This is a genomic window from Leifsonia sp. L25 (genome assembly GCF_050632895.1).
In genome coordinates, this window is the sequence record NZ_JBODRZ010000003.1 from 95826 (window position 1) to 116417 (window position 20592).

Genomic DNA, 20592 nt, shown 5'->3' on the forward strand with positions numbered 1-20592 from the left:
CCTGCCGGTCTAGAGTGCTGTTCGTGCCGCAAATACGGGTAAGAGACGCCGCGAGCTTCCTGGGAGTGAGTGACGACACGGTGCGTCGCTGGGTCGACGCCGGGGTGCTCTCCAGCACCAAGGACGACGCCGGCCGTACGGTCGTGGACGGCCTGGAGCTGGCGCAGCTCGCCAAGCAGAACGCCGTGCTCCCCGCCGACCCGTCCGGGGTCGGCCGGTCGGCGCGCAACCGCTTCGTCGGGATCGTGACCGACATCGTCCTGGACAGAGTCATGGCGCAGGTCGAACTGCAGTGCGGGCCGCACCGCGTCGTGTCGCTGATCAGCAGCGAGGCCGTCCGCGAACTCGGCCTGGAGCTGGGCTCGATCGCCGTCGCGGTCGTCAAGGCCACGAACGTCATCGTGGAGACCGCGGGGCCGTCCGAGTGAGGATCGGCATGCGCAACCGGTCCGGTGTCGGGGTGGTCGCCGCCGCTCTCGCAGCCGTGGCGCTCGTCCTCACGGGTTGCTCGGCGGACGCCGGGTCGAGCGCCCCGACGCAGACCCCGACGAAGCACGACATCACCGGCACCGTCACCGTCTTCGCCGCGGCCTCCCTCACCAAAACCTTCACCGAGCTCGGCACGGGGTTCGAGAAGGCCAACCCGCGGAGCACCGTCAGCTTCAGCTTCGGCGGCTCCTCCGACCTGGTCACCCAGCTCGGCGCCGGAGCACCGGCCGACGTGTTCGCCTCGGCGGACCAGAAGAACATGGCCAAGGCGGTCGCTGCCGGCGTCGTCTCCGGCGACCCCGTCGACTTCGCGACGAACGTGCTCGCAATCGCGGTGCCTCCCGGGAACCCGGCCCACGTCACCGGGTGGGCCGACCTCGCGAAGCCCGGCCTGAAGGTGGTCGTCTGCGCCCCGCAGGTGCCCTGTGGGGCCGCGACCGCGAAGGTGGAGTCGAACACCGGCGTCACGCTCAAGCCGGTCAGCCAGGAGTCGTCGGTGACCGACGTGCTGGGCAAGGTGTCGTCCGGGGAGGCCGACGCCGGGATCGTCTACGTCACGGACGTGAAAGGCGCGGGGAAGCGCGTCGAGTCGGTGCCGTTCCCTGAGGCGAAGGACGTGGTCAACACCTATCCGATCGCCGCGGTCACGCAGGGGCAGAACCTCACGGGCGGCGCGGCCTTCATCGCGTACGTGACCGGCCCGGAGGGCAGGAAGGTGCTCGAGGCCGCCGGCTTCGGGAAGCCGTGACGCGCCGCGCGCCCGCCGGCACGGGGCTGGGAACGGGCATCCCCGGCTGGGTGCTCGTCGTCGCCGCGCTCGGCGCGCTGTTCGTGCTGCTCCCCATCGTCGCGATGGTCACCCGGGTGAATTGGGGGCACTTCGCCGCGCTGATCACCTCTCCGTCTTCGGTGGACGCGCTGCTGCTCAGCCTGCGCACCTCGCTCGCAGCGACGATCGCGTGCCTGGTGCTCGGCACGCCGATGGCCATCGTGCTGGCGCGGGTGCCGTTCCGCGGACGCGGCCTGGTGCGGGCGATCGTCCTGCTGCCGCTCGTGCTGCCTCCCGTCGTCGGCGGCCTGGCCCTGCTCGCGCTGTACGGCCGGCGCGGGCTGCTGGACGGGGCGATCCCGATCGCGTTCTCGACGCCCGCGGTCGTCATCGCGCAGACGTTCGTGGCGTTGCCGTTCCTGGTGCTGAGCTTGGAGGGCGCGCTGCGCACCACCGGCCAGCGCTACGAAGCGGTCGCCGCCACGCTCGGCGCGCGCCCGTCGAGCGTCCTGTTCCGGGTGACGCTGCCGCTGGTGACCCCCGCGATCGTCTCCGGGTCGATCCTGTCGTTCGCGCGCGCCCTCGGCGAGTTCGGGGCGACGCTGACCTTCGCCGGGAGCCTGCAGGGCACGACGCGCACGCTGCCGCTGGAGATCTACCTTCAGCGCGAGACCGACCCGGACACCGCCGTCGCGCTCTCCCTGGTGCTGATCGCGGTGGCGATCGCCGTGGTCGCGGTGGCGCACGGCGCGGGCGAGCCGCTGCGCCGGAGACCGCGGCCGGTGCGCGAGGCGACGCCGTGAGCCTGGACTTCTCAGCTGCGGTCGCCGCGCGCGACGTCACGGTGGACCTGCGGCTCGGCGCGGGCGAGACGCTGGCGCTGCTCGGGCCGAACGGCGCGGGCAAGTCCACCGTGCTCGGGGTGCTGGCCGGCCTGATCCGGCCGGACGCGGGGCGCGCGACGCTCGCCGACGAGACGCTGTTCGATCTCGACGGCACGGATCGCACGGGCGTCTGGCTGCCTCCCCACCGCCGCGGCATCGCACTGCTCGCTCAGGACGCCCTGCTCTTCCCGCACCTGACCGTGCGCCGGAACGTCGAGTTCGCACCGCGGTCCGCGGGAGCGTCCCGGTCCGAGGCGCGTGAGAAGGCCGACGAGTGGCTGGAGCGCACCGGCGTCGCGGCGCTGGCCGAGCGCAAGCCCGACGAACTCTCCGGCGGGCAGGCGCAACGCGTCGCCATCGCCCGAGCGCTGGCCGCCGAGCCCGACCTGATCCTCCTCGACGAGCCGCTGGCCTCCCTCGACGTGAGCGTGGCGGGCGAGCTGCGCGGGATGCTGGCCGCGGTGCTCGCGGACCGCACAGCGGTCGTCGTGACGCACGACGCGCTCGACGCCTATCTGCTCGCGGACCGCGTGGCGGTGCTCGGCGGTGGCCGGGTGGTCGAGGAGGGGCTCGCGCGCGACGTGCTGACGCAGCCGCGGCACCCGTTCACCGCGGAGCTGACCGGCCTCAGCCTCCTCACCGGACGGCGCACGGCGACCGGCCTGGTGACCGACGACGGTCTCGCCCTCGACGGCACGCCGACGGCGCCGATCGCCGAGGGCCGGCCGGTGACCGCGGTGGTGCGGCCCTCGACGGTCGCGGTGCACGTCGGCGCCCCGACGGAGGGCGCGGCCGGCGTCCCGGCGACCGACATCCCCGCGACCGGCATCCCGGCGACCGTCACCGCCCTCGAACCGCGCGACGACCTGGTGCGCGTGCGCACCGACCGGCTCACCGCGCTCGTCCCCGCGGCCGTGGTCGCGGAGCTGCGCCTCTCCACCGGCGCCCGCGTGCTCCTGACGGTGCCACCCGCCGACGTGCGCATCGTCCCCGCCTGACGCGGCTCCCGCGCGGCTCCGTTCGCGCGATTCGGCACGAATGCCGCGAATCGCGGCGCGATTCCCTACATTCGTCACGAATGTCGCGCCGCGGAGTTCGCGCGATTCGCCACGAATCGCGCGCAGGCGCGCGGCTGACTCGCCGCAGCCCGGCGGGGCGGAGCCGCGGAATCAGCCCCCGGCGAACGGAGGAAGTACGTCCACTCTCTCGCCGATCGCCGCATCCGGATCGCGCGACACGACGCCATCCACCAGGAACGACCCGTTGCGCAGCACCAGCCGCATAGCCTCCCCGTAGCGGGCGTCGAGCAGCTCGCGCAGGGCGCCGACGGTCGGCGCGTCGAGTGAGACGCGCTCCTCCTCGCGCCCGGCCGCCTCTTCGGCGGCCGCGAAATAGCGCACGAGGATGCTGCGCTCAGCCACCGATCGCCCCCATACTCCGCACCGGCGGTACGAAGCCCGCGGCCTCCATGCCGTGCCCGGACTGCTTGCCCCACATCGCTCCGCGCCACCAGCGGGCCAGCTCGGCGTCGTCCGCGCCGTCGCGCAGCAGCGCGCGCAGGTCGGTCTCGTCGTCGCCGAACAGGCACGAGCGCACCGTGCCCTCCGCGGTGATCCTGGTGCGATCGCACGCGGAGCAGAAGGAGCGGGTCACCGAGGCGATGATGCCGACCGTGGCGGGGCCGCCGTCGACCAGCCACTCCTCGGCGGGGGACGAGGGGTCGTCCGGGCGGCCGGCCTCCGCCAGGTCGAACCGGGTGCGGAGGACGGCGAGCAGCTCGTCGGCGGAGACCATGTTCTCGCGCATCCAGGTGTGGTCGGCGTCGAGCGGCATCTGCTCGATGAAGCGCAACCGGCAGCCGTGCTCCAGCGCCCAGGCGAGGAGGTCGGGGGCGCCGGAGAGGGTCTGGCGCATCATCACGGCGTTCAGCTTGAGGGGAGTGAGGCCGGCGGCGTGGGCGGCGGCGATCCCGGCGAATACGGCCGGCAGCCGGTCGCGGCGGGTGAGCGCGGCGAAATGCGCGCGGTCCACGGTGTCCAGGGAGATGTTCACCCGGGTCAGCCCGGCGGCGACGAGCTCGCGCACGCGGTGGTCGAGGCCGATGCCGTTGGTCGTGATGCTCAGGTCGATGCCGGGGGCGGCGGCGGCCGAGAGCCCGACGATCTCGGCGAGGTCGGCGCGCATCAGCGGCTCGCCCCCGGTGAAGCGCACCTCGCGGATGCCGAGGTCGCGCACGCCGATCCCGACCAGCCGCGCGATCTCGGCCGGCGTCAGCAGCTCCTCGCGCGGGATGGCAGGCAGCCCCTCCGCCGGCATGCAGTAGGTGCAGCGCAGCGAGCATTTCTCGGTCACCGAGACTCGCAGGTCGCGGGCGACGCGGCCGAACCGGTCGACCAGGCCGGGGACGTCCGGGCGGCCGTCGAGGCTGGGGGCGGCGGGGCTCGCTGCATCCGCCAGCGATGCGCTGCGCGGAAGCCCGAGATTGACCGCTGTCATGTCCTCACCCTAGACCGGTCGGCCATAGACCGCCGCCCCGAGCCGGTAATAAGCTCCGCGCATGGGAATCATCTCGTCCGGCTTCCTCGGCCGGCGCAGAACCGAGGACCCGCGCCTCCCACCCGGACAGTACGTCACGGAGGGCTTCCCCGTGCTGTCGGCAGGACCGACCCCGCGCGTCGCGAAAGAGGACTGGGCGTTCACGATCACGACCGAGAAGGGTGTGGTGCATCGCTGGAGCTGGGACGAGTTCCTGGCGCTCCCCCAGGCCGACGTCGGCACCGACATCCACTGCGTGACGAGCTGGTCGAAGCTCGGGACGTCATGGCGCGGCGTCGCGCTCGACACCCTGTTCGAGAACGTCGACACCGACTACGAGTACACGATGGCGCACTCGTACGGCGGCTACACGACCAACGTGCCGCTGAAGGACCTCCTCGACGGCAAGGCCTGGGTGGCGCACACGTTCGACGGCGCCGATCTCCCGCCCGAGCACGGCGGTCCCGCGCGCCTGCTGGCGCCGCACCTGTACTTCTGGAAGAGCGCCAAGTGGGTGAGCGGGCTGGAGATGCTGCCGCAGGACCAGCCCGGCTTCTGGGAGCAGAACGGCTACAACATGTACGGGGACCCGTGGAAGGAAGAGCGCTACTGGTGAGCACCGCGTGGCGGGTGGCGGACGTCGTGGCCGCGCACGAGGAGACCACGACCGCCCGCACGATCCGGCTGCGCATCCCGGGGCTCGCAGGGCACCTCGCAGGGCAGCACGTGGACGTCCGGCTGACCGCGCCCGACGGCTACCAGGCCGTGCGGTCGTACTCGATCGCGTCGGCCTCCGGAGCGGGCGGCCTGGCGACGGACGAGTTCGAACTGACCGTGGAGGAGCTGCCCGACGGCGAGGTGTCCCCGTATCTGGTGCGCGGTCTCGCGGTCGGCGACCAGCTCGAGGTCCGCGGCCCGGTCGGCGGCTGGTTCGTCTGGCGCACAGGCGACGACGGCCCGGTGCAGTTGATCGCGGGAGGCTCCGGCGTCGTCCCGCTGATGTCGATGGCCCGCGCGCACGCCGCCGCGGAGAGCGCCGCGCCGTTCCGGCTGCTGTACTCGGCGCGCGCGCCGATGTCGGTCTACTACCGCGACGAGCTGATGGCTCTCGCCGAGGGCGCCGCGCCGCTGCACGTCGACTACGTCTACACGCGGGAGGCGCCGGCCGGCTGGCCCGTCCCGGCGGGGCGGCTCACGCAGGACGCGCTCGGCGCGCTCGTGCTGCCGGCCGCGGACTCACCGCGCTTCTACCTGTGCGGATCGACCCCCTTCGTCGAGACTGTGTCCGGCTGGCTCGTCGACGCCGGGCACGACCCGGACCGCATCCGCACCGAACGCTACGGCGGGATCGGAGGGGCAGCGTGAGCGACATGGACTACCTGGACGGCAATGCCGCGGCTGGGCTCCTCTCGGAGGTCTTCGCGGTCGACGTGACGGCGGCGCGCGGCAAGTGCGCGCACTGCGGGGACGTCTCGGTGATGGCGAGGGCGCACCTCTGGCCCGACGACCACGGGATGGTGCTGCGCTGCCGGATCTGCGGCGAGGTCATCGCGATGGCGACCGAGCGCGACGGGCGCCTGTGCCTCGACCTCCACGGGCTGGACTGGCTCGAGTTGGAGGTCTGAGCCCTCGGACGCGGGGACCCTCAGCGGGCGGTCATCCGCTCCCCAGTACAATCGTCCGGTGCCAGCCGAATCCTCCGCGAGCCTCGACCCCGACGACCTCGCGACGACCCTCCGCGTCCTCGCGCAGCTCCACGAGCTCGACCAGGAGCACCCCGACTTCGTCTCCGTCCGCCGCGCGACCGCGCACATGTTCAAGGCGGTCAAGCAGGCCAGACGCCGCGAGCTGCGGGAGGCCGAGCTCGCCGCCGACCGCGCCGTCATCGCTGCGACCGCGACCGGCGCCCCCGACCGCATCGACGACGAGACCCGCGGCCGCGACCTGACCTCCCCGACCGCCGGTTCCGCGACCGCAGGGACGCTGATCAACTCGCAGGCCTGCTACATCTGCAAGCAGCACTACACCGAGGTGGACTGGTTCTACCACCAGCTCTGCCCGTCCTGTGCGGCGTTCAGCCACGCCAAGCGCACCGCCCGCACCGACCTGACCGGCAAGCGCGCGCTGCTCACCGGGGGCCGGGCGAAGATCGGAATGCACATCGCGCTGCGCCTGCTGCGCGACGGCGCGGACCTGACGATCACCACCCGCTTCCCGCGGGACGCCGTGCGCCGGTTCTCGCAGCTCCCCGACGCGAAGGACTGGCTGCACCGCCTGCGCGTGGTCGGCATCGACCTCCGCGACCCGGCGCAGGTGATCGGCCTGGCCGACTCCGTCGCCGCCCGCGGGCCGCTGCACGTCCTCATCAACAACGCCGCCCAGACCGTCCGCCGCTCGCCCGGTGCGTACTCGCTGCTGGCGGAGGCCGAATCGCACCCGTTGCCCGACGGGCCCCTGCCCGAGCTGGAGACCTTCGGCCACACCGCCGACCCGCACCCGCAGGCGCTGGAGGCCTCCGTCGCCGCCCACCCGCTGCTGTCGTCGGCGAACGTGCGCGGGACCGTCGCCGAGCTGGTCGGCGCCGCAGCGCTCACCGCGAACGACCTGGCGTCGGCCGCGATGGCCGCGGGCTCCTCGTCGCTGGAGCGCCACCACGACGGCACCGCCATCGACGCGGGCGGCCTCGTGCCCGACGTCCAGCGAGTGAACACCTGGACCCGGGCCGTCGGCGGGATCGACCCGCTCGAGCTGCTGGAGGTGCAGCTCTGCAACACGACGGCGCCGTTCATCCTGATCGACCGCCTGCGCCCGGCGCTCGCCGCCGCCGGCCGGTCGTACGTGGTCAACGTGTCGGCGATGGAGGGCGTGTTCGGCCGCCGGTACAAGGGCGCCGGGCATCCGCACACCAACATGGCGAAGGCCGCGCTCAACATGCTCACCCGGACCAGCTCCGAGGAGCTGTTCGAGACGGACAACATCCTGATGACGAGCGTCGACACCGGCTGGATCACGGACGAGCGCCCGCACTACACGAAGGTGCGGTTGGCCGAGGAGGGCTTCCACGCCCCGCTCGACCTCGTCGACGGCGCGGCGCGGGTCTACGACCCGATCGTGCGCGGCGAGGCGGGAGAAGACCTGCACGGGGTGTTCCTGAAGGATTACCGATCGTCGGCGTGGTGACCACCGCCGCTTGACTATACTTTTCCAGGCATCGCGGGGAGGCCGGTGAAGGGCCTTTCCCGGTCTTTCGGCGCCCGTGCGATGAACGTACAGTGAGCCACGAAGGTCAACGAAGGGCAGCCGATGTCGAGCACTTCCCCGGAGCCGCTCCCCTCCCCGGGCAGGCGCATCCGCTGAGGGCGGCGCCGCAGCACACCAACCGCTTCAAGCACTGGCTGCTCGTCGGCATGGTCGACGAGCACGGCACGCAGCAGGGGCCGCACGGCCAGAATCCGGAGCGCACCCATTCGTGGTGGCAGGTCATGTGCCTCACCGGTGTCGACTACTTCTCCACGCTCGGCTACCAGCCCGCCATCGCGGCCCTGGCGGCCGGCCTGATCTCGCCGTTCGCGACGCTCGTGCTGGTGGCGCTGACGCTGCTCGGCGCGCTCCCGGTCTACCGCAGGGTCGCCCGCGAGAGTTTCCGCGGCTCCGGCTCGATCGCCATGCTCGAGCGGTTCCTGCCCTGGTGGGCGGGCAAGCTCTTCGTCCTCGTGCTGCTCGGCTTCGCCGCGACGGACTTCATGATCACGATCACGCTGTCCGCGGCCGACGCCTCGGCGCACGCGATCGAGAACCCATTCGCGCCATCGTGGTTCCACGGCAACAACGTCCTCATCACGCTCTTCCTGCTCGCACTGCTCGCCGCGGTGTTCCTCAAAGGCTTCAAGGAGGCGATCGGCATCGCCGTCGTGCTGGTGGCCGTGTATCTGGCGCTGAACGTGGTCGTCGTGACCACCTCCATCGTCCAGGTGTTCGAGCACCCGACCGTCATCGACGACTGGTGGACCGCGGTGTTCGTGACGCACGGCGATCCGCTGCTGGTCGTGGGCGTCGCCCTGCTGGTGTTCCCGAAGCTCGCGCTCGGTCTCTCCGGCTTCGAGACCGGAGTCGCGGTCATGCCGCAGATCAAGGGCAAGCCCGGCGACGACCCCGCCCGGCCCGAAGGCCGCATCCGCGGCGCGCACAGGCTGCTCACCACGGCCGCGATCATCATGAGTGTGTTCCTCATCACCTCCAGCTTCACGACCACGCTGCTCATCCCGCAGAAGGAGTTCCAGCCCGGCGGCGCCGCCAACGGCCGCGCACTCGCCTACTTGGCGCACGAATATCTGGGCAACGGCTTCGGCACGGTCTACGACATCAGCACCATCCTGATCCTCTGGTTCGCCGGCGCCTCTGCGATGGCCGGCCTGCTGAACCTGGTGCCGCGATATCTCCCCCGCTATGGAATGGCGCCGCAGTGGGCGCGCGCGGTGCGACCGCTGGTACTGGTCTTCACCGGGATCGGTTTCTTGATCACCCTGGTCTTCGACGCGAACGTGGACGCCCAGGGCGGCGCGTACGCCACCGGTGTGCTGGTCCTGATCACCTCCGCCTCGCTCGCGGTGAGCCTGTCCGCCTGGCGCAAGAAGCAGCCGAAGCGCACCATCGTGTTCGCGATCATCACCGCGATCTTCGTCTACACGACCATCGACAACATCATCGAGCGCCCGGACGGCCTCCGCATCGCGACGCTGTTCATCCTGGGAATCCTGATCGTGTCGATCGTGTCGCGCATCGGCCGCTCGTTCCAGGTGCGCGCGACCAGCGTCACCTTCGATGTGACGGCGCTCGACTTCATCCTGGAGGACGCCGAGGAGGGCGAGATCCGGATCATCTCCCACGAGCCCGACGTCGACACCACGAAGGAGTACGAGGAGAAGAACAAGGACGAGCGCCGCTTCAGCCACATCCCGCAGCGCTCGCGCACCATCTTCCTCGAGGTGATGAAGTCCGACTCCTCCGACTTCGAGGAGGATCTGGTCGTGCACGGCGTCGTCAAGTACGGCTATCGCGTGCTGCAGGTGAAGAGCGGCAACGTGCCGAACACCATCGCGGCGGTCCTGCTGGAGATCCGCGACATCACCGGGGTGGTGCCGACGATCTACTTCGAGTGGACCGAGGGCAACCCGATCTCGAACATGTTCCGCTACCTCATCACCGGCGTGGGCGAGGTGGCCCCGGTGACCCGTGAAGTGCTGCGTGAGGCCGAGAAGGACGTCAAGCGGAGGCCGGCCGTCCACGTGGCCTGAGCTGCGCGCCTCTCTCCACCGCGAGCGCGGTGTGCCACCATGTGCGCATGGACACCCACGCGGTCTTCGAGGCGGTCGGGGTCGCCTTCGAGTTCGCGGGCGTCGCCGCCCTGGCGGTCGGCTTCGTCGTGGCGCTCGTGATCGCGCTCGCGGTCTGGGTGCGCACGCACAGCGGGGCGGACGCCTTCCGCACGCTGCGTGAGGCCTTCGGCGGCGTCATCCTGCTGGGCCTCGAACTGCTGGTCGCCGCCGACCTGATCAAGACGGTGACCTCGAGCCCGACGCTCACCGACGCGCTCGTGCTCGGAATCATCGTGCTGATCCGGACCATCCTGAGCTTCTCGCTGCAGGTGGAGATCGACGGCGTCGCGCCCTGGCGCCGCGCGTTCGTCACGGGGCCCGAGGTGCTGGCGCACGCGGTCCGGAAGGCAGGCTCCACGGGGGCGCCGGAACAGCAGTAGGTCAGTCGCGCCCGGCGCGCGCCGCGCGCTCGGCGTTCCGCTGCTTCACGCGCGCGTTCTCGGCGTGCACCTCCGCCTGCGTGGCGCGCTCGGCGACCAGCCACTGCGGCTTCTCCTCCAAGAGCGCCTTGATCTGGGCGGTGGTGAGCGGCTCCGTGACGCCGCCGCGGGCGAGGCCCGAGTTGCTCACGCCGAGCTTGTGGGCGACGACGTCACGCGGGTGCGGGCCGTCGGCGCGGAGGGTGACCAGCCAGGCCGGCGGGTTGGCGTTCAGCTCGTCGAGCTCGGTGCGGCTGATCTCGCGGTCGCGGAACTCCTCCGGCGCCGCCGCCAGCAGGATGCCGAGCTTCTTGGCCGCGGTGGCCGCCTTCATGGTCTGGGGCTTCATGCCTTCCAGGGTATCGTCCGCAGACCGGTGCGGCCTGCCGGTAGCCTGGCCTGCATGGCCTCCCGTTTCGCCCTCGCCTTCCCGCCCGGTGTCACGGTCGGCAAATGGACGCGCGCGTTCGCCGAGCGGGAGCCCGACGTCGAGCTCGTGGTGACGCCGTCGGCCGACCCACTGGCCGCGCTGGCCGCTGGCGACGCGGACATGGCGTTCGCGCGCGACGCCGAGCCGGACGACGACCGGCACCTCATCCCGCTCTACACGGAAGACGTCGTGGTCGTGGTGCACCACGAGCACTTGCTGACGCTGGAGGAGAAGCTGCACCTCGCCGACCTCGACGGCGAGGCCCGCGTGACCGGAGAGCCGTCCGAGTCGCTCATGCGCCGCGTGGCCGCCGGCGACGGTATCGCGCTGCTGCCCGCCTCGGTGGCGAAGGCGCTCCGCCGCAAGGACGTCACCGCCATGCGCCTGGAGGACGGCCCGACTTCGCAGATCGGCCTCACCTGGCCGCGCGAGGGGCAGCATCCGCTGGTGGACGAGTTCATCGGCATCGTGCGCGGACGGACGGCGCACAGCTCGCGCAACCCGGAGGTCGCGGCGACGGAGGCCGCGCACGCAGAGCAGTCCGCCAAAGGCGCCAAGGGCGGCAAGGGCGGCAAAGGCGCCAAGGGCGGCAAGCGCTCCGCGTCCGTCACGTCCCGGACAGCCGCCAAGCGCAGCACTGCCAAGCGCAGCACTGCCAAGCGCCCGCGCAAGCGCTGACGCCCCCTCGCAGGACACGCCGTCTGTGCGTCGCGAGGCGGCGTGTCCTGCCAGGTCGATGGGCAGAATGGGCACATGACCACGACGACGCTGGGCACCAGCATCGGGAGGGCGGCGCAGAGCGTCGTGTACCGCGCGGGCGTGAGCGGGAGGCGGCCGGCCATCCCGGTCGCGTTCCCCGAGCTGGAGCGCGCCGCGCGGAGGCGGCTGTCGCGTGCCGCCTTCGCGTACATCGCGGGGTCCGCCGGGCTGGAGCGCACCGACCGGGCGGACACCGACGCGTTCGCGCGGCACCGGATCGTACCGCGCGTGCTGCGCGACGTCTCCGAGCGCGACCTCTCGATCGAACTGTTCGGGCGGCGGCTGCCCACGCCGCTGCTGCTGGCTCCGATCGGCGTGCTGGAGCTCGCCCACCGGGACGGCGACGCGGCCGCCGCGCGTGCCGCCGCCGCGCACGGCGTCCCGGCCGTGCTCTCCACCCAGGCATCCGCCCCCATGGAGGCCGTCGCCGCCGCGATGGAGGACGTCCGGCCGGGCGCCGCACGCTGGTTCCAGCTCTACTGGAGCTCCTCGCGCGACCTGGTCGCGAGCCTCGTCGCGCGGGCGGAGTCGAGCGGCTGCGAGGCGATCGTGGTCACCCTGGACACGCACGTGCTGGGCTGGCGCCCGCGCGACCTGGACCTCGGCTACCTGCCGTTCAGTCGCGGCCTCGGCATCGCCCAGTACACCAGCGATCCGGTCTTCCGCCGGCTGGTGCGCGAGCGGATCGCGTCCTCCGGTCCCCGCGATCGCAGCGCCGTCACCCCTGCCGCGCTGGCGTCGTTCGCCAGCATCCTGCGTCACCATCCCGGCGACCTGCGCGAGAACCTGCGCTCCGGCGAGCCGCGCGCCGCGGTCGAGACGTTCCTCGACGTGTTCGCCGACCCGTCGCTGGGCTGGGACGACCTGGCGTTCTTGCGCGAGCGCACCGACCTCCCGATCGTCCTGAAAGGCGTGCTGCACCCGGACGATGCCCGGCGGGCGGTCGACGCGGGCGTGGAGGCCGTGCAGGTCTCGACCCACGGCGGACGGCAGATCGACGGCGAGCTCGCCGCGCTGGACGCCCTGCCCGGCGTGGTGGACGCGGTCGCCGGCCGCCTTCCTGTGCTGTTCGACAGCGGAATCCGCGGCGGGGCGGATGCGGTGATCGCGCTGGCGCTCGGCGCGACGGCCGTCGCCGTCGGGAGGCCCTACGCCTACGCCCTCGCCCTGGCCGGCGAGCGCGGCGTGAGCGAACTGCTCCGCAACCTCCTGGCCGAACTCGACATCACGCTCGGCCTCAGCGGCGTCGCCCGGGTCGCCGACCTCGACCGGTCCGCGCTGGCTACGCCACTGCCGCCGCGATGAGCGACAGCAGCGCCTGCGCGTAGGCGGACGCGGCGTCCTCCTCCTCGAAGAAGCGCTCTGCGCCCTCCAGCTCCAGCGTGACCCGGTAGCCGTCGGCCGTGCGGGCGAGGTGGCGGAAGGAGCCGCCCAGCAGCTCCCGCAGCTGGTCCTCGCGCGGGATCCACAGCGCGTCCTCGACGGCGAGCGAGTCGAGCGCCCACTCGGTGGTGCCGTTGAAGCCGAGGATGGTGCCGGTGTCGAAGTGGTGCGGCTCGATCGTCATCTCGCTCACAGTGAAACGCTCCCCGGCCATCCCCGGCCGGTCGATGGCGAAGGTGTCCCCCGATGCCGGTTGCCAGCGCAGTCCTGCGGCGCGCAGCAGGCGTGCGGTGTCCTCGTCGATCATGGCTGCTCCTCTCAGCAGATCCCTCACCCCAATTCGGGGGCGAAACGGGAGAATACGCCTCGGCACCCGCTCTGCGTTCACCGTTTGTTCGATTCTCAGCCATAGATTGCTCGCATGGGAATCCCGGCCCCGCGTCATGTTTGACGCCCTGCTCTCCATCGACGTACTCGACGGGCCCATCCCTTTCACGGTGTTCGGTCTCGCGGGGGCGCTGTTCGTCGCGCTCCTGGCGCGTCGCCCGTCGCTGCGCCGGCTGCGCACTCTCGGGCTCGCCGTCGCCTGCGGGCTCCTCGCGGCGGTGGTCAGCTGGCTGATCTGCGTGCGGTGGCTCAATCTGTTCGGCGAAGGCCTCGGCATGGGGAACTACCTGTGGGTCGCGGCGGCCTACTGCGGGGTCGCCGTGGCCGCGGTGAGCATCGGCCGGACCCCGCGCTGGCGCACCGTCGTCGCCATCGTCGCGGCGCCCGTCTTCGTCGCGGCGGCGGCGCTCGGCATCAACGCCGACTACGGGTTGGACCGCACACTCGGCAACCTGCTGGCCATCACCGTCCCGAGCCCTATCAAGGTCGCTCCCTCGCACGCAACAGCAAGGCGTACGACGTCGCGCTCTGGAAGGACTGGAAGGCGCCGGCCGACATGCCGCTGCACGGGAAGACCGGCACCGCACACATCCCGGGCACGCGGAGCGGCTTCCACGCACGCGAGGCCGGCATCTACCTGCCACCGGCCGCCCTGGTGGCGAGACCGCCTGCGCTGCCGCTGGTGGTGATGATGATGGGGCAGCCCGGCAACCCCGACCCCGAACCGATCGCGACGGCGATGAACGCTCTCGCTGCGCAGCATCACGGACTCGCCCCGGTCGTCGTCGTGGCCGACCAGATCGGCCCCGGGATGCCCGACACGATGTGCCTCGATACGGCACGGTACGGCAACGCCGCGAGCTACATCACACGGGATGTCACGGAGTGGGCGGCCGCGCACCTCCCGATCACGCGCGACCACCGGTTCTGGTCCGTCGCCGGATACTCCAACGGCGGGCTCTGCGCCCTCACCTTCGGCATCGACCACCCCGACCTGTTCTCCAACGTCCTCGACATGTCGGGCGAGGAGTACCCGGGCGCCGAGCACCCGGCGACGACTCTGACCGACTTCTTCCACGGTGACAAGGCGGCATACGAGCGGGCGAAGCCGCTCAACCGTCTCGCCCCGGGCGCATTCCCCGGCTCCATGATCTTCAGCGCGAGCCGAGACGACCCCGTTTATCATGCGGTGGCGCTCCAGTCGCTGAGAGCGGCCGAACGCGCCGGCATCGCGAGCGCGTTCATCGACATCCCGACCGGAGGCCACGGCATGGGCGCGCTGATGGGCGGGCTGAACGGCGGCCTCCCGCTGCTGTTCGCGACGCTGGGGCTGCAGAAGCCGGGCTGAGGCAGCGCTCAGTCGGTCACGATGACGATCTTGCCGCGCACGTGTCCGCCCTCCAGCCGCCCGTACGCCTCCGCCGTGCGCTCGATCGGGAAGATCGAGTCGATCGGCAGCACCAGCTCGTTCTGCGCCAGGAGGTCGGCGAGCTCGGCCAGCTCGGCGTTCCCCGCCGTGCGCCCTCCCACCGTGCGCGCGCCGCGGGCGTCCGGCCCGAAGGCGGCGATCGTGTTGATCCGCTCCGGAGGGACGCCGAGCTCGATCGCCGCATCGATCGTGTCAGGCCCGTGGTTGTCGAGGACCGCCGTCACGCGCTGACCGTCGTCGAGGACCTCCTGCACGCGTTCGGCGAGGCCCGGCCCGTACGAGACCGGGAGGATGCCCAGCGTCTCCAGGAACTCGTGGTTCTCCTCGCTCGCCGTGCCGATCACCGCGGCGCCGCAGCGGATCGCGAGTTGCGCCGCGAGCACCCCGACCCCGCCCGCGGCGGCGCTCACCAGCACGGTGTCGGTCTCGCCGAGGTCGAGGGAGGCCGCCGTCGCCATCGCGGTGCGCCCGACCACCCCGAGCGACCCGGCCACCTCGAAGGTGAGCGGGTCGGGCTTCTCGATGATCTGCCCGTCCTCGGCGACCACGAGGAAGTCCGCGAGCGCGGCGAACGGGGCGGTGCCGAGCACGGCCTGGCCGAGTCCGAAGCGCTCGGCGCCCTCGCCGCGCTCCTCGACGAAGCCGGCGAAGTCCTGGCCCATGCCGCTCGGCAGGGTCACACCCATCCGGGCGGCCGCTTTCTCGCTGCGGTACGCCTTGACGTCCATCGGGTTGAGACCCGCCGCCATCACGCGCACCAGCACCTGTCCCGGCCCCGGCCACGGCCGCTCCCGCTCGACGAGATGGAGGAAGTCCCGCGAGCCGAACTCCTCGAGCTGGACGAATCTGGGCACCTTCGGGCTCCTTCCGCTCATACGGTGGAGCCTAACCCTGCACCCGGCAGGAAGGGAGGGTCAGCCGAAGAGCAGCGCAGCCTCCTCGTACCGCGCCGGCGGCACCGTCTTGAGGCCGCCCGTGGCGTCGGCGATCGACACGTTCACGACGTCGGTGCCGCGCAGCGACACCATCGAGCCCCAGCGGCCCTCGTAGGCCGCGTCGACCGCCGCCATGCCGAGCCGGGTGGCGAGGACGCGGTCGTACGCGCTCGGCACGCCACCGCGCTGCATGTGGCCGAGGACCGACGCGCGTGACTCGATGCCGGTCCGCTCCTCGATCATCGGGGCCAGCATCTCGCCGATCCCGCCCAGGCGCGGACGGTTGAACGCATCGAGGCCCTTGTGCGAGTGGGCCTCCTCCATCGTGTCGAGGTGGAAGCCCTCGGAGACGACGATGACCGGGGCCCGGCCGCGGTCGCGCACCGACTCCACCCACTCGCAGATCTGCTCGATGGACTGCGGCTGCTCCGGGATCAGGATGGCGTGCGCGCCGCCGGCCATGCCCGAGTGCAGGGCGATCCAGCCGACGTGGCGGCCCATGACCTCCACGACCATGCAGCGCTGGTGCGACTCTGCGGTGGTGCGGAGGCGGTCGATGGCCTCGGTCGCGATCTCCACTGCGGTGTCGAAGCCGAAGGAGTAGTCGGTGGCGGCGAGGTCGTTGTCGATGGTCTTCGGCACGCCGACGATGCGGAGGCCGGCGTCGGTGAGGCGGCGGGCGGCCGTGAGCGTGCCCTCGCCGCCGATCGCGATGATCGCGTCGATGCCGTTCTCGTCCATCATCCGCTGGATGTTCTCCGGGCCGCCCTTGTCGCTCTCGAACGGGTTCGTGCGGCTGGAGCCGAGGATGGTGCCGCCCTGACGGGAGAGCCCGCGGACGCTGTGCCGGTCGAGCGGCATGATGTCGCCCTCGACCACGCCGCGCCAGCCGTAGCGGAACCCGGCGAACTCGGACCCGTACACACGGTCGCCCTTGAGGACCGCGCCGCGGATGACCGCGTTCAGTCCGGGACAGTCGCCGCCGCTGGTCAGGATGCCGATCTTCATGCTGCTCTCTTCTCGTTGCGCCCCTGAGCATCATGCCCGAGGGATACCGGAGCACCAAAATCCCGGAGCGCGAACCGGTTCAGAGGCCGAGCGCCCGCTGGAGCTTGGACGAGCTCGCGGAGGGCCGGGCGCCCGCCGCCAGGAGCTCCGCCTCGATGCCGTCGAGCAGCGCGGTGCGGCGCTCGCGCGAGTCGGGGGCGCCGCTGAGCAGCTCCACCTCCCACTCCCGCCAGGCGTCGCTCGCGCCGGTCTGCAGGTTCTCGCCGCGCACATGGTCGTCGCACAGCTCGGCGAGCTCGAATCCCGCCGCGTCCTTGAGGACGGTGGTGTCACGGCTGTTGGTCACCCGCGCCACGGGGATCAGTACGCCGTCGGCGAGCTGCTCGCGGATGGTCTCCCGCAGCTCCGCCGGCGGCTTCTGGCCGTCGCCGAGCGGCCAGTGCAGCTCGGGCCGCCCCTCGCCGGTCGGCGGGAGCTTGACGTGCCAGCCCTCTTCCGAGCCGCCGCGACGCGCGCGGACGGCGACGCGCTGGCGGGCGAGCCGCAGGTCGGCCGTGTCGTAGTAGGTCGCCACCAGTTCGGCGGTCTCTGGCCCGCTCTCGACGGCGATCGCCCCGACGCCGACGAGCTGGGGTGGGCGGAGGTCGCCGTCCACGTCGTACTTGCGCTCGATCTCGAGCTGGGTATGGTGCTGCGCCATGTCCCCTGTCTAGTCCACTTCCGCGCTGTCGCGAAATTGCAAGCTCTGCGCGAGCGCACTCGTTAGGCTCCCGGCATGGACAACTCCCCCATCGTCACCGCCCGCTTCGACGTCACCGGCTGGGACCCGGCCGAGCTGCCCGGCATCCCCGGCGACTGGCTCGGCGCGATCGTGATGCGCAAGACGTACACGGAGGGCCTGATCGGCGAGTCCGTCGCGCACTTCGTGTCGTCGGGCACGGAGGAGGGCGGCCGCGGCTACCTCGCGGCCGAGCGGATCACCGGAACACTGGACGACGGCCGTTCCGGGTCGTTCACGGTCCACCACGGCGCGCTGCAGCACCCGGACGACCCGTCGGCGTTCGGCTACATCGTCCCCGGCACGGGCACGGACGACTTCGCGCGCGTCGGTGGCCCGGCGCGCATCCGGCACGACGACCGCGGCGCCTACTTCGAGTTCGACCTCGGCTGAGCACGCCGCGATTCGTCACGAATCATCGTTTTCGCGCCGGCGAAGCCGCGATTCGTCACGAATCGCGGAGCCTCTCGTGCGTCGTCGGCCTGCGCGGTACCCTCGGTGCATGAGCGAGACGGACCGCAGCCGCGAGGACGACGACGACTTCCTCGAGGCGCAGGAGGGCGACTACGAGCCCGCCGGCGTCATCCGCGACGAGGACGACCTTCCGGTGGTCGACGATGAGGACGACGACCGCATCCTGCCGGACGACGACCGCCCGGTGCCGGTCGACCCGGACGACGCCGAAATCGGCTGACGCGGTTCCCGCCCGCTCCCCCGCTTACGCCTCCAGCGCGTCCTCCAACAGGTGGATGAGCGCGTCGAGCTGCACCGAGTCGGCAGAACCGATCTCGACATCGCTGCCGTCGAGCGCGCGGGCCGCCAGACCCTGCTTGGAGTCGATCAGCTCGGCGATCTTCGAGTCGATGGTCTGCGCGGCGATGATCCGCCACGCCGTGACGGGCTCGTCCTGGCCGATGCGGTGCACGCGGTCGATCGCCTGCGTCTGCTCGGCCGCCGTCCAGGACAGCTCGGCGAGCACGACGTTGGACGCGGCCTGGAGGTTGAGACCGACCCCCGCCGCGGTGAGCGAGCAGACCGCGACCGCGACCTCCGGGTCGTTGTTGAAGGCGTCGATCTCCTTCTGCCGGGCGAGTGCGCTCTGGTCGCCGCGAATCGAGATGGTCTTGAGGTCGCGGGCGGCGAACGCCTCCTCTGCCGCGTCCATCACGTCGATGTGCTTGGCGAAGAACACCACCTTGCCGACCGAGCGCGCGAGCTGGGCGGTGTAGTCGGAGGCCAGGCCGGCCTTCGCCTGGCCGATCTTGCGGACCATCGTGAAGACGTTGTCGCCGGTCTTGGTCGACTTCGCCTCCTCCAGCTCGGACTGTGCGACCAGGCGGATGAGGTGCTTCCGGTGCGCGTCGTCGTCGCCGTCGAACGAGTCCGGCCGGCCGGCGGCTGCCGCGCGGTGGAAGCGTGCGACCAGGCGCGCGGCCAGCTCCTTCTCGGCCTGCTTGATGGAGCGGCCCAGGTCGTCGTCCAGCTCGACCGGGAGGTCGACCACGCGACGGCTCGGGAGGTCGGCGGCCACGTCCACCTTGCGGCGGCGGACGATGCCCAGGTCGATGACGGACTCGCGGGCGGCGGCGTAGAAGCCGAAATCGGCCGGGGTGAGGCCGGTCTCCTCCAGACTCTCCATCAGCTCCGCGGTGGGCTTGTTGCCGTCGATCCAGCCGAGGAACTGCCAGATCGCCTTGAAGTCGTCGATGTCGTTGATCAGCGGCGTACCGGTGAGCGCGATCAGCAGCGGGTCGGCCGCCTTCTCGCGGATCGCCTCGGCGAGGCCCAGCACGAGCCGGGACCGCTGCGAGTGCAGGTTCTTGATGAAGTGCGCCTCGTCGACGACCATGCCCTGGAAGCCGAGCGTGCGCAGCCAGGAGAGGTGCCGGTCGAGCACCTCGTAGTTGACGATGACCACGTCGGCGAACGCGTCGAGACCTTCGCCGTCACCGTGGATGACGGTGGCGCGGCGGTTCGGCGTCCAGCGCTCGACCTCGCGCGCCCAGTTCATCTTGACGACGTTCGGCACGACGGCGAGCAGCGGGTAGGCGCCGGCGACCGAGGCGGCGAGAACGGACTGCGCGGTCTTGCCGAGGCCCGGCTCGTCGGCGAGCAGGAAGCGGCGGTGGCCCTGGCGCACGCTCTCGATGAACCGCGACTGGTGGTGCATGAGCTCCAGCCCCTGCGGCGAGTAACGGTCGATCTTCGGCGCGGGCGGGAGCTCCATGCTCGCGGCCTGGCCTCCCGCGCCGTACTCGAACGACTTGAACAGCGGCCCGAGCAGCTCCCACGAGTCGAGCCGCCGGCGCGGCGCTGGGGCGGCCGCGGCGCCCTTGCTGAAGTCGGGGGCGAGGAACGGGTTGGAGAGCTGGCGTGCCTTGACCGAGGCGGGCACGACCTGCTTCTCGGCGAGTTCCGGCGGGATGATGCTCTCGGGCGCGATCACGCGCTCGACCGTGATGATGAGGTCGTCCGGCTTGAGTTCGGTCCCGGACTCCAGCAGCCAGTCGCGCCGGATCTTCTGCGCCGTCGCGGTGGGCGGCGCCTCGCTCTCGAGCAGCGAGATCAGCGAGGTGTCGCGGGCCGCGGTCTTCGCCAGGATCGTGGCGATGCCGTCCAAGCGCTTGAGCTGCTCGGCGCGCGCGGCGTCGCTCAGCTCGGTGTCGGCCTTGACGCGGGCGCGCTCCTCGCGCATGAGGAACGCGATGACCTGGAACTTGGTGCGGTTCGTCGGGCCGAGCTTCTTCCCCTCTGCGGCCTTGGCCTCCACCTCGCGCACCTTGCGCGCGAGCACGGGGATGAGCCCGTCGTTGTTGGCGTGGCGGTTGCGGCGCTGCTGCTGCGGTCGCGATGAAGCGCGCTGCGCCGCACCTTGACCGGACGGGCGCTGCTGTGCCGCACCCTGTTGCGGCGTGCGCTGACCCGACGTGCGCTGACCCGACGTGCGCTGACCCGAACGAGACATGGTCCTCCAGTGGATGCGCCGCGCGCCGACAGAGGACGCGACGCCAT

24 protein-coding genes are annotated in these 20592 nt (G+C 71.7%); 16 read left to right on the forward strand and 8 right to left on the reverse strand.

The features are described from left to right. The first annotated feature begins 23 nt into the window (after window positions 1-23). The 4 genes from ACRAWC_RS04305 to ACRAWC_RS04320 are packed head-to-tail and all read left to right on the forward strand — an operon-like array spanning window position 24 to window position 3140. A complete protein-coding gene (locus ACRAWC_RS04305; protein ID WP_431346643.1) occupies window positions 24-428 on the forward strand; it encodes a TOBE domain-containing protein in 405 nt (134 codons plus the stop codon). An 8-nt stretch (window positions 429-436) separates the two neighbouring features. Continuing rightward, window positions 437-1237, forward strand: a complete 801-nt coding sequence (modA, locus tag ACRAWC_RS04310) for a molybdate ABC transporter substrate-binding protein (RefSeq protein WP_431346644.1) — start codon at window positions 437-439, stop codon at window positions 1235-1237. Next, window positions 1234-2061: an ABC transporter permease gene (locus ACRAWC_RS04315; protein WP_431346645.1), complete on the forward strand. Its 828-nt coding sequence runs from the start codon at window positions 1234-1236 to the stop codon at window positions 2059-2061. Before modA ends, ACRAWC_RS04315 begins: the two co-directional genes overlap by 4 nt. Continuing rightward, window positions 2058-3140, forward strand: a complete 1083-nt coding sequence (locus ACRAWC_RS04320) for a sulfate/molybdate ABC transporter ATP-binding protein (RefSeq protein WP_431346646.1) — start codon at window positions 2058-2060, stop codon at window positions 3138-3140. The genes ACRAWC_RS04315 and ACRAWC_RS04320 overlap by 4 nt, the downstream gene beginning before the upstream one ends. A gap of 171 nt (window positions 3141-3311) precedes the next feature. On the opposite strand, the gene ACRAWC_RS04325 is transcribed toward ACRAWC_RS04320, so the two are convergent. Next, window positions 3312-3563, reverse strand: coding sequence for a MoaD/ThiS family protein (locus ACRAWC_RS04325; RefSeq protein ID WP_431346647.1), 252 nt, complete (start codon window positions 3561-3563; stop codon window positions 3312-3314). Further along, window positions 3556-4638: a GTP 3',8-cyclase MoaA gene (gene moaA / locus ACRAWC_RS04330; RefSeq protein ID WP_431346648.1), complete on the reverse strand. Its 1083-nt coding sequence runs from the start codon at window positions 4636-4638 to the stop codon at window positions 3556-3558. Before moaA ends, ACRAWC_RS04325 begins: the two co-directional genes overlap by 8 nt. A 61-nt stretch (window positions 4639-4699) precedes the next feature. On the opposite strand from moaA, the gene ACRAWC_RS04335 reads away from it, so the two are divergent. The 6 genes from ACRAWC_RS04335 to ACRAWC_RS04360 all read left to right on the forward strand — a co-directional run bounded on the left by ACRAWC_RS04335 (window position 4700) and on the right by ACRAWC_RS04360 (window position 10432). Next, window positions 4700-5293, forward strand: a complete 594-nt coding sequence (locus ACRAWC_RS04335) for a sulfite oxidase-like oxidoreductase (protein ID WP_431346649.1) — start codon at window positions 4700-4702, stop codon at window positions 5291-5293. Beyond that, window positions 5290-6042, forward strand: coding sequence for a ferredoxin reductase (locus tag ACRAWC_RS04340; RefSeq protein WP_431346650.1), 753 nt, complete (start codon window positions 5290-5292; stop codon window positions 6040-6042). Before ACRAWC_RS04335 ends, ACRAWC_RS04340 begins: the two co-directional genes overlap by 4 nt. A gap of 5 nt (window positions 6043-6047) precedes the next feature. Then, window positions 6048-6302 carry a DUF6510 family protein gene (locus tag ACRAWC_RS04345; RefSeq protein WP_431349358.1) on the forward strand — a complete coding sequence of 85 codons (255 nt, stop codon included), beginning with the start codon at window positions 6048-6050 and terminating at the stop codon, window positions 6300-6302. A 58-nt stretch (window positions 6303-6360) separates the two neighbouring features. Further along, window positions 6361-7857, forward strand: a complete 1497-nt coding sequence (locus tag ACRAWC_RS04350; RefSeq protein ID WP_431346651.1) for an SDR family NAD(P)-dependent oxidoreductase — start codon at window positions 6361-6363, stop codon at window positions 7855-7857. A 227-nt stretch (window positions 7858-8084) separates the two neighbouring features. Further along, window positions 8085-9971 carry an amino acid transporter gene (locus ACRAWC_RS04355; RefSeq protein ID WP_431349359.1) on the forward strand — a complete coding sequence of 629 codons (1887 nt, stop codon included), beginning with the start codon at window positions 8085-8087 and terminating at the stop codon, window positions 9969-9971. A gap of 47 nt (window positions 9972-10018) precedes the next feature. Then, window positions 10019-10432: a DUF1622 domain-containing protein gene (locus ACRAWC_RS04360; protein ID WP_431346652.1), complete on the forward strand. Its 414-nt coding sequence runs from the start codon at window positions 10019-10021 to the stop codon at window positions 10430-10432. Between the two features lies 1 nt (window position 10433). Here the strand turns inward: ACRAWC_RS04360 and ACRAWC_RS04365 are convergent, their stop codons facing one another. Continuing rightward, entirely contained in the window at window positions 10434-10820 is a 387-nt protein-coding gene (locus ACRAWC_RS04365) for a DUF5997 family protein (RefSeq protein ID WP_431346653.1), read from the reverse strand. Window positions 10821-10874: 54 nt separating this feature from the next. On the opposite strand from ACRAWC_RS04365, the gene ACRAWC_RS04370 reads away from it, so the two are divergent. Together ACRAWC_RS04370 and ACRAWC_RS04375 are read left to right on the forward strand one after the other, a co-directional pair. Beyond that, window positions 10875-11579: a LysR substrate-binding domain-containing protein gene (locus ACRAWC_RS04370; protein WP_431346654.1), complete on the forward strand. Its 705-nt coding sequence runs from the start codon at window positions 10875-10877 to the stop codon at window positions 11577-11579. Window positions 11580-11654: 75 nt separating this feature from the next. Then, entirely contained in the window at window positions 11655-12965 is a 1311-nt protein-coding gene (locus ACRAWC_RS04375) for an alpha-hydroxy-acid oxidizing protein (RefSeq protein WP_431346655.1), read from the forward strand. On the opposite strand, the gene ACRAWC_RS04380 is transcribed toward ACRAWC_RS04375, so the two are convergent. Further along, a complete protein-coding gene (locus tag ACRAWC_RS04380; RefSeq protein ID WP_431346656.1) occupies window positions 12943-13350 on the reverse strand; it encodes a hypothetical protein in 408 nt (135 codons plus the stop codon). The genes ACRAWC_RS04375 and ACRAWC_RS04380 overlap by 23 nt on opposite strands. Before the next feature lie 136 nt (window positions 13351-13486). Between ACRAWC_RS04380 and ACRAWC_RS04385 the strand changes: the two genes are divergently transcribed. Both ACRAWC_RS04385 and ACRAWC_RS04390 read left to right on the forward strand, forming a co-directional pair. Next, window positions 13487-14119 carry a hypothetical protein gene (locus ACRAWC_RS04385; RefSeq protein ID WP_431346657.1) on the forward strand — a complete coding sequence of 211 codons (633 nt, stop codon included), beginning with the start codon at window positions 13487-13489 and terminating at the stop codon, window positions 14117-14119. Next, window positions 14113-14778, forward strand: a complete 666-nt coding sequence (locus ACRAWC_RS04390) for an alpha/beta hydrolase (RefSeq protein WP_431349360.1) — start codon at window positions 14113-14115, stop codon at window positions 14776-14778. Before ACRAWC_RS04385 ends, ACRAWC_RS04390 begins: the two co-directional genes overlap by 7 nt. 8 nt (window positions 14779-14786) lie before the next feature. On the opposite strand, the gene ACRAWC_RS04395 is transcribed toward ACRAWC_RS04390, so the two are convergent. From ACRAWC_RS04395 to ACRAWC_RS04405, 3 genes are all read right to left on the reverse strand, one after another. Further along, complete coding sequence (locus ACRAWC_RS04395; protein WP_431346658.1) at window positions 14787-15713, reverse strand: NADP-dependent oxidoreductase; 927 nt, start codon at window positions 15711-15713, stop codon at window positions 14787-14789. 60 nt (window positions 15714-15773) lie between these two features. Continuing rightward, complete coding sequence (locus ACRAWC_RS04400; protein ID WP_431346659.1) at window positions 15774-16802, reverse strand: 6-phosphofructokinase; 1029 nt, start codon at window positions 16800-16802, stop codon at window positions 15774-15776. Between the two features lie 79 nt (window positions 16803-16881). Continuing rightward, complete coding sequence (locus ACRAWC_RS04405) at window positions 16882-17502, reverse strand: CYTH domain-containing protein (RefSeq protein ID WP_431346660.1); 621 nt, start codon at window positions 17500-17502, stop codon at window positions 16882-16884. Between the two features lie 75 nt (window positions 17503-17577). Between ACRAWC_RS04405 and ACRAWC_RS04410 the strand changes: the two genes are divergently transcribed. Both ACRAWC_RS04410 and ACRAWC_RS04415 read left to right on the forward strand, forming a co-directional pair. Next, window positions 17578-17973, forward strand: coding sequence for a DUF3224 domain-containing protein (locus ACRAWC_RS04410; RefSeq protein ID WP_431346661.1), 396 nt, complete (start codon window positions 17578-17580; stop codon window positions 17971-17973). 109 nt (window positions 17974-18082) lie between these two features. Continuing rightward, window positions 18083-18274 carry a hypothetical protein gene (locus ACRAWC_RS04415; protein ID WP_431346662.1) on the forward strand — a complete coding sequence of 64 codons (192 nt, stop codon included), beginning with the start codon at window positions 18083-18085 and terminating at the stop codon, window positions 18272-18274. 24 nt (window positions 18275-18298) lie between these two features. On the opposite strand, the gene ACRAWC_RS04420 is transcribed toward ACRAWC_RS04415, so the two are convergent. Then, window positions 18299-20545 carry a DEAD/DEAH box helicase gene (locus ACRAWC_RS04420; RefSeq protein ID WP_431346663.1) on the reverse strand — a complete coding sequence of 749 codons (2247 nt, stop codon included), beginning with the start codon at window positions 20543-20545 and terminating at the stop codon, window positions 18299-18301. Window positions 20546-20592 lie beyond the last annotated feature (47 nt).

What these genes read in the sequence shown, in the direction of transcription:
- ACRAWC_RS04375 (WP_431346655.1), top strand. Translation starts at nt 11,655, where the DNA reads ATGACCACGACGACGCTGGGCACCAGCATCGGGAGGGCGGCGCAGAGC.
- ACRAWC_RS04385 (WP_431346657.1), top strand. Translation starts at nt 13,487, where the DNA reads ATGTTTGACGCCCTGCTCTCCATCGACGTACTCGACGGGCCCATCCCT.
- ACRAWC_RS04370 (WP_431346654.1), top strand. Translation starts at nt 10,875, where the DNA reads ATGGCCTCCCGTTTCGCCCTCGCCTTCCCGCCCGGTGTCACGGTCGGC.
- ACRAWC_RS04365 (WP_431346653.1), bottom strand. Translation starts at nt 10,820, where the DNA reads ATGAAGCCCCAGACCATGAAGGCGGCCACCGCGGCCAAGAAGCTCGGC.
- ACRAWC_RS04405 (WP_431346660.1), bottom strand. Translation starts at nt 17,502, where the DNA reads ATGGCGCAGCACCATACCCAGCTCGAGATCGAGCGCAAGTACGACGTG.
- ACRAWC_RS04415 (WP_431346662.1), top strand. Translation starts at nt 18,083, where the DNA reads ATGAGCGAGACGGACCGCAGCCGCGAGGACGACGACGACTTCCTCGAG.
- ACRAWC_RS04335 (WP_431346649.1), top strand. Translation starts at nt 4,700, where the DNA reads ATGGGAATCATCTCGTCCGGCTTCCTCGGCCGGCGCAGAACCGAGGAC.
- ACRAWC_RS04420 (WP_431346663.1), bottom strand. Translation starts at nt 20,545, where the DNA reads ATGTCTCGTTCGGGTCAGCGCACGTCGGGTCAGCGCACGTCGGGTCAG.
- ACRAWC_RS04410 (WP_431346661.1), top strand. Translation starts at nt 17,578, where the DNA reads ATGGACAACTCCCCCATCGTCACCGCCCGCTTCGACGTCACCGGCTGG.
- ACRAWC_RS04400 (WP_431346659.1), bottom strand. Translation starts at nt 16,802, where the DNA reads ATGAAGATCGGCATCCTGACCAGCGGCGGCGACTGTCCCGGACTGAAC.
- ACRAWC_RS04380 (WP_431346656.1), bottom strand. Translation starts at nt 13,350, where the DNA reads ATGATCGACGAGGACACCGCACGCCTGCTGCGCGCCGCAGGACTGCGC.
- modA (WP_431346644.1), top strand. Translation starts at nt 437, where the DNA reads ATGCGCAACCGGTCCGGTGTCGGGGTGGTCGCCGCCGCTCTCGCAGCC.
- ACRAWC_RS04345 (WP_431349358.1), top strand. Translation starts at nt 6,048, where the DNA reads ATGGACTACCTGGACGGCAATGCCGCGGCTGGGCTCCTCTCGGAGGTC.
- ACRAWC_RS04355 (WP_431349359.1), top strand. Translation starts at nt 8,085, where the DNA reads ATGGTCGACGAGCACGGCACGCAGCAGGGGCCGCACGGCCAGAATCCG.
- moaA (WP_431346648.1), bottom strand. Translation starts at nt 4,638, where the DNA reads ATGACAGCGGTCAATCTCGGGCTTCCGCGCAGCGCATCGCTGGCGGAT.
- ACRAWC_RS04360 (WP_431346652.1), top strand. Translation starts at nt 10,019, where the DNA reads ATGGACACCCACGCGGTCTTCGAGGCGGTCGGGGTCGCCTTCGAGTTC.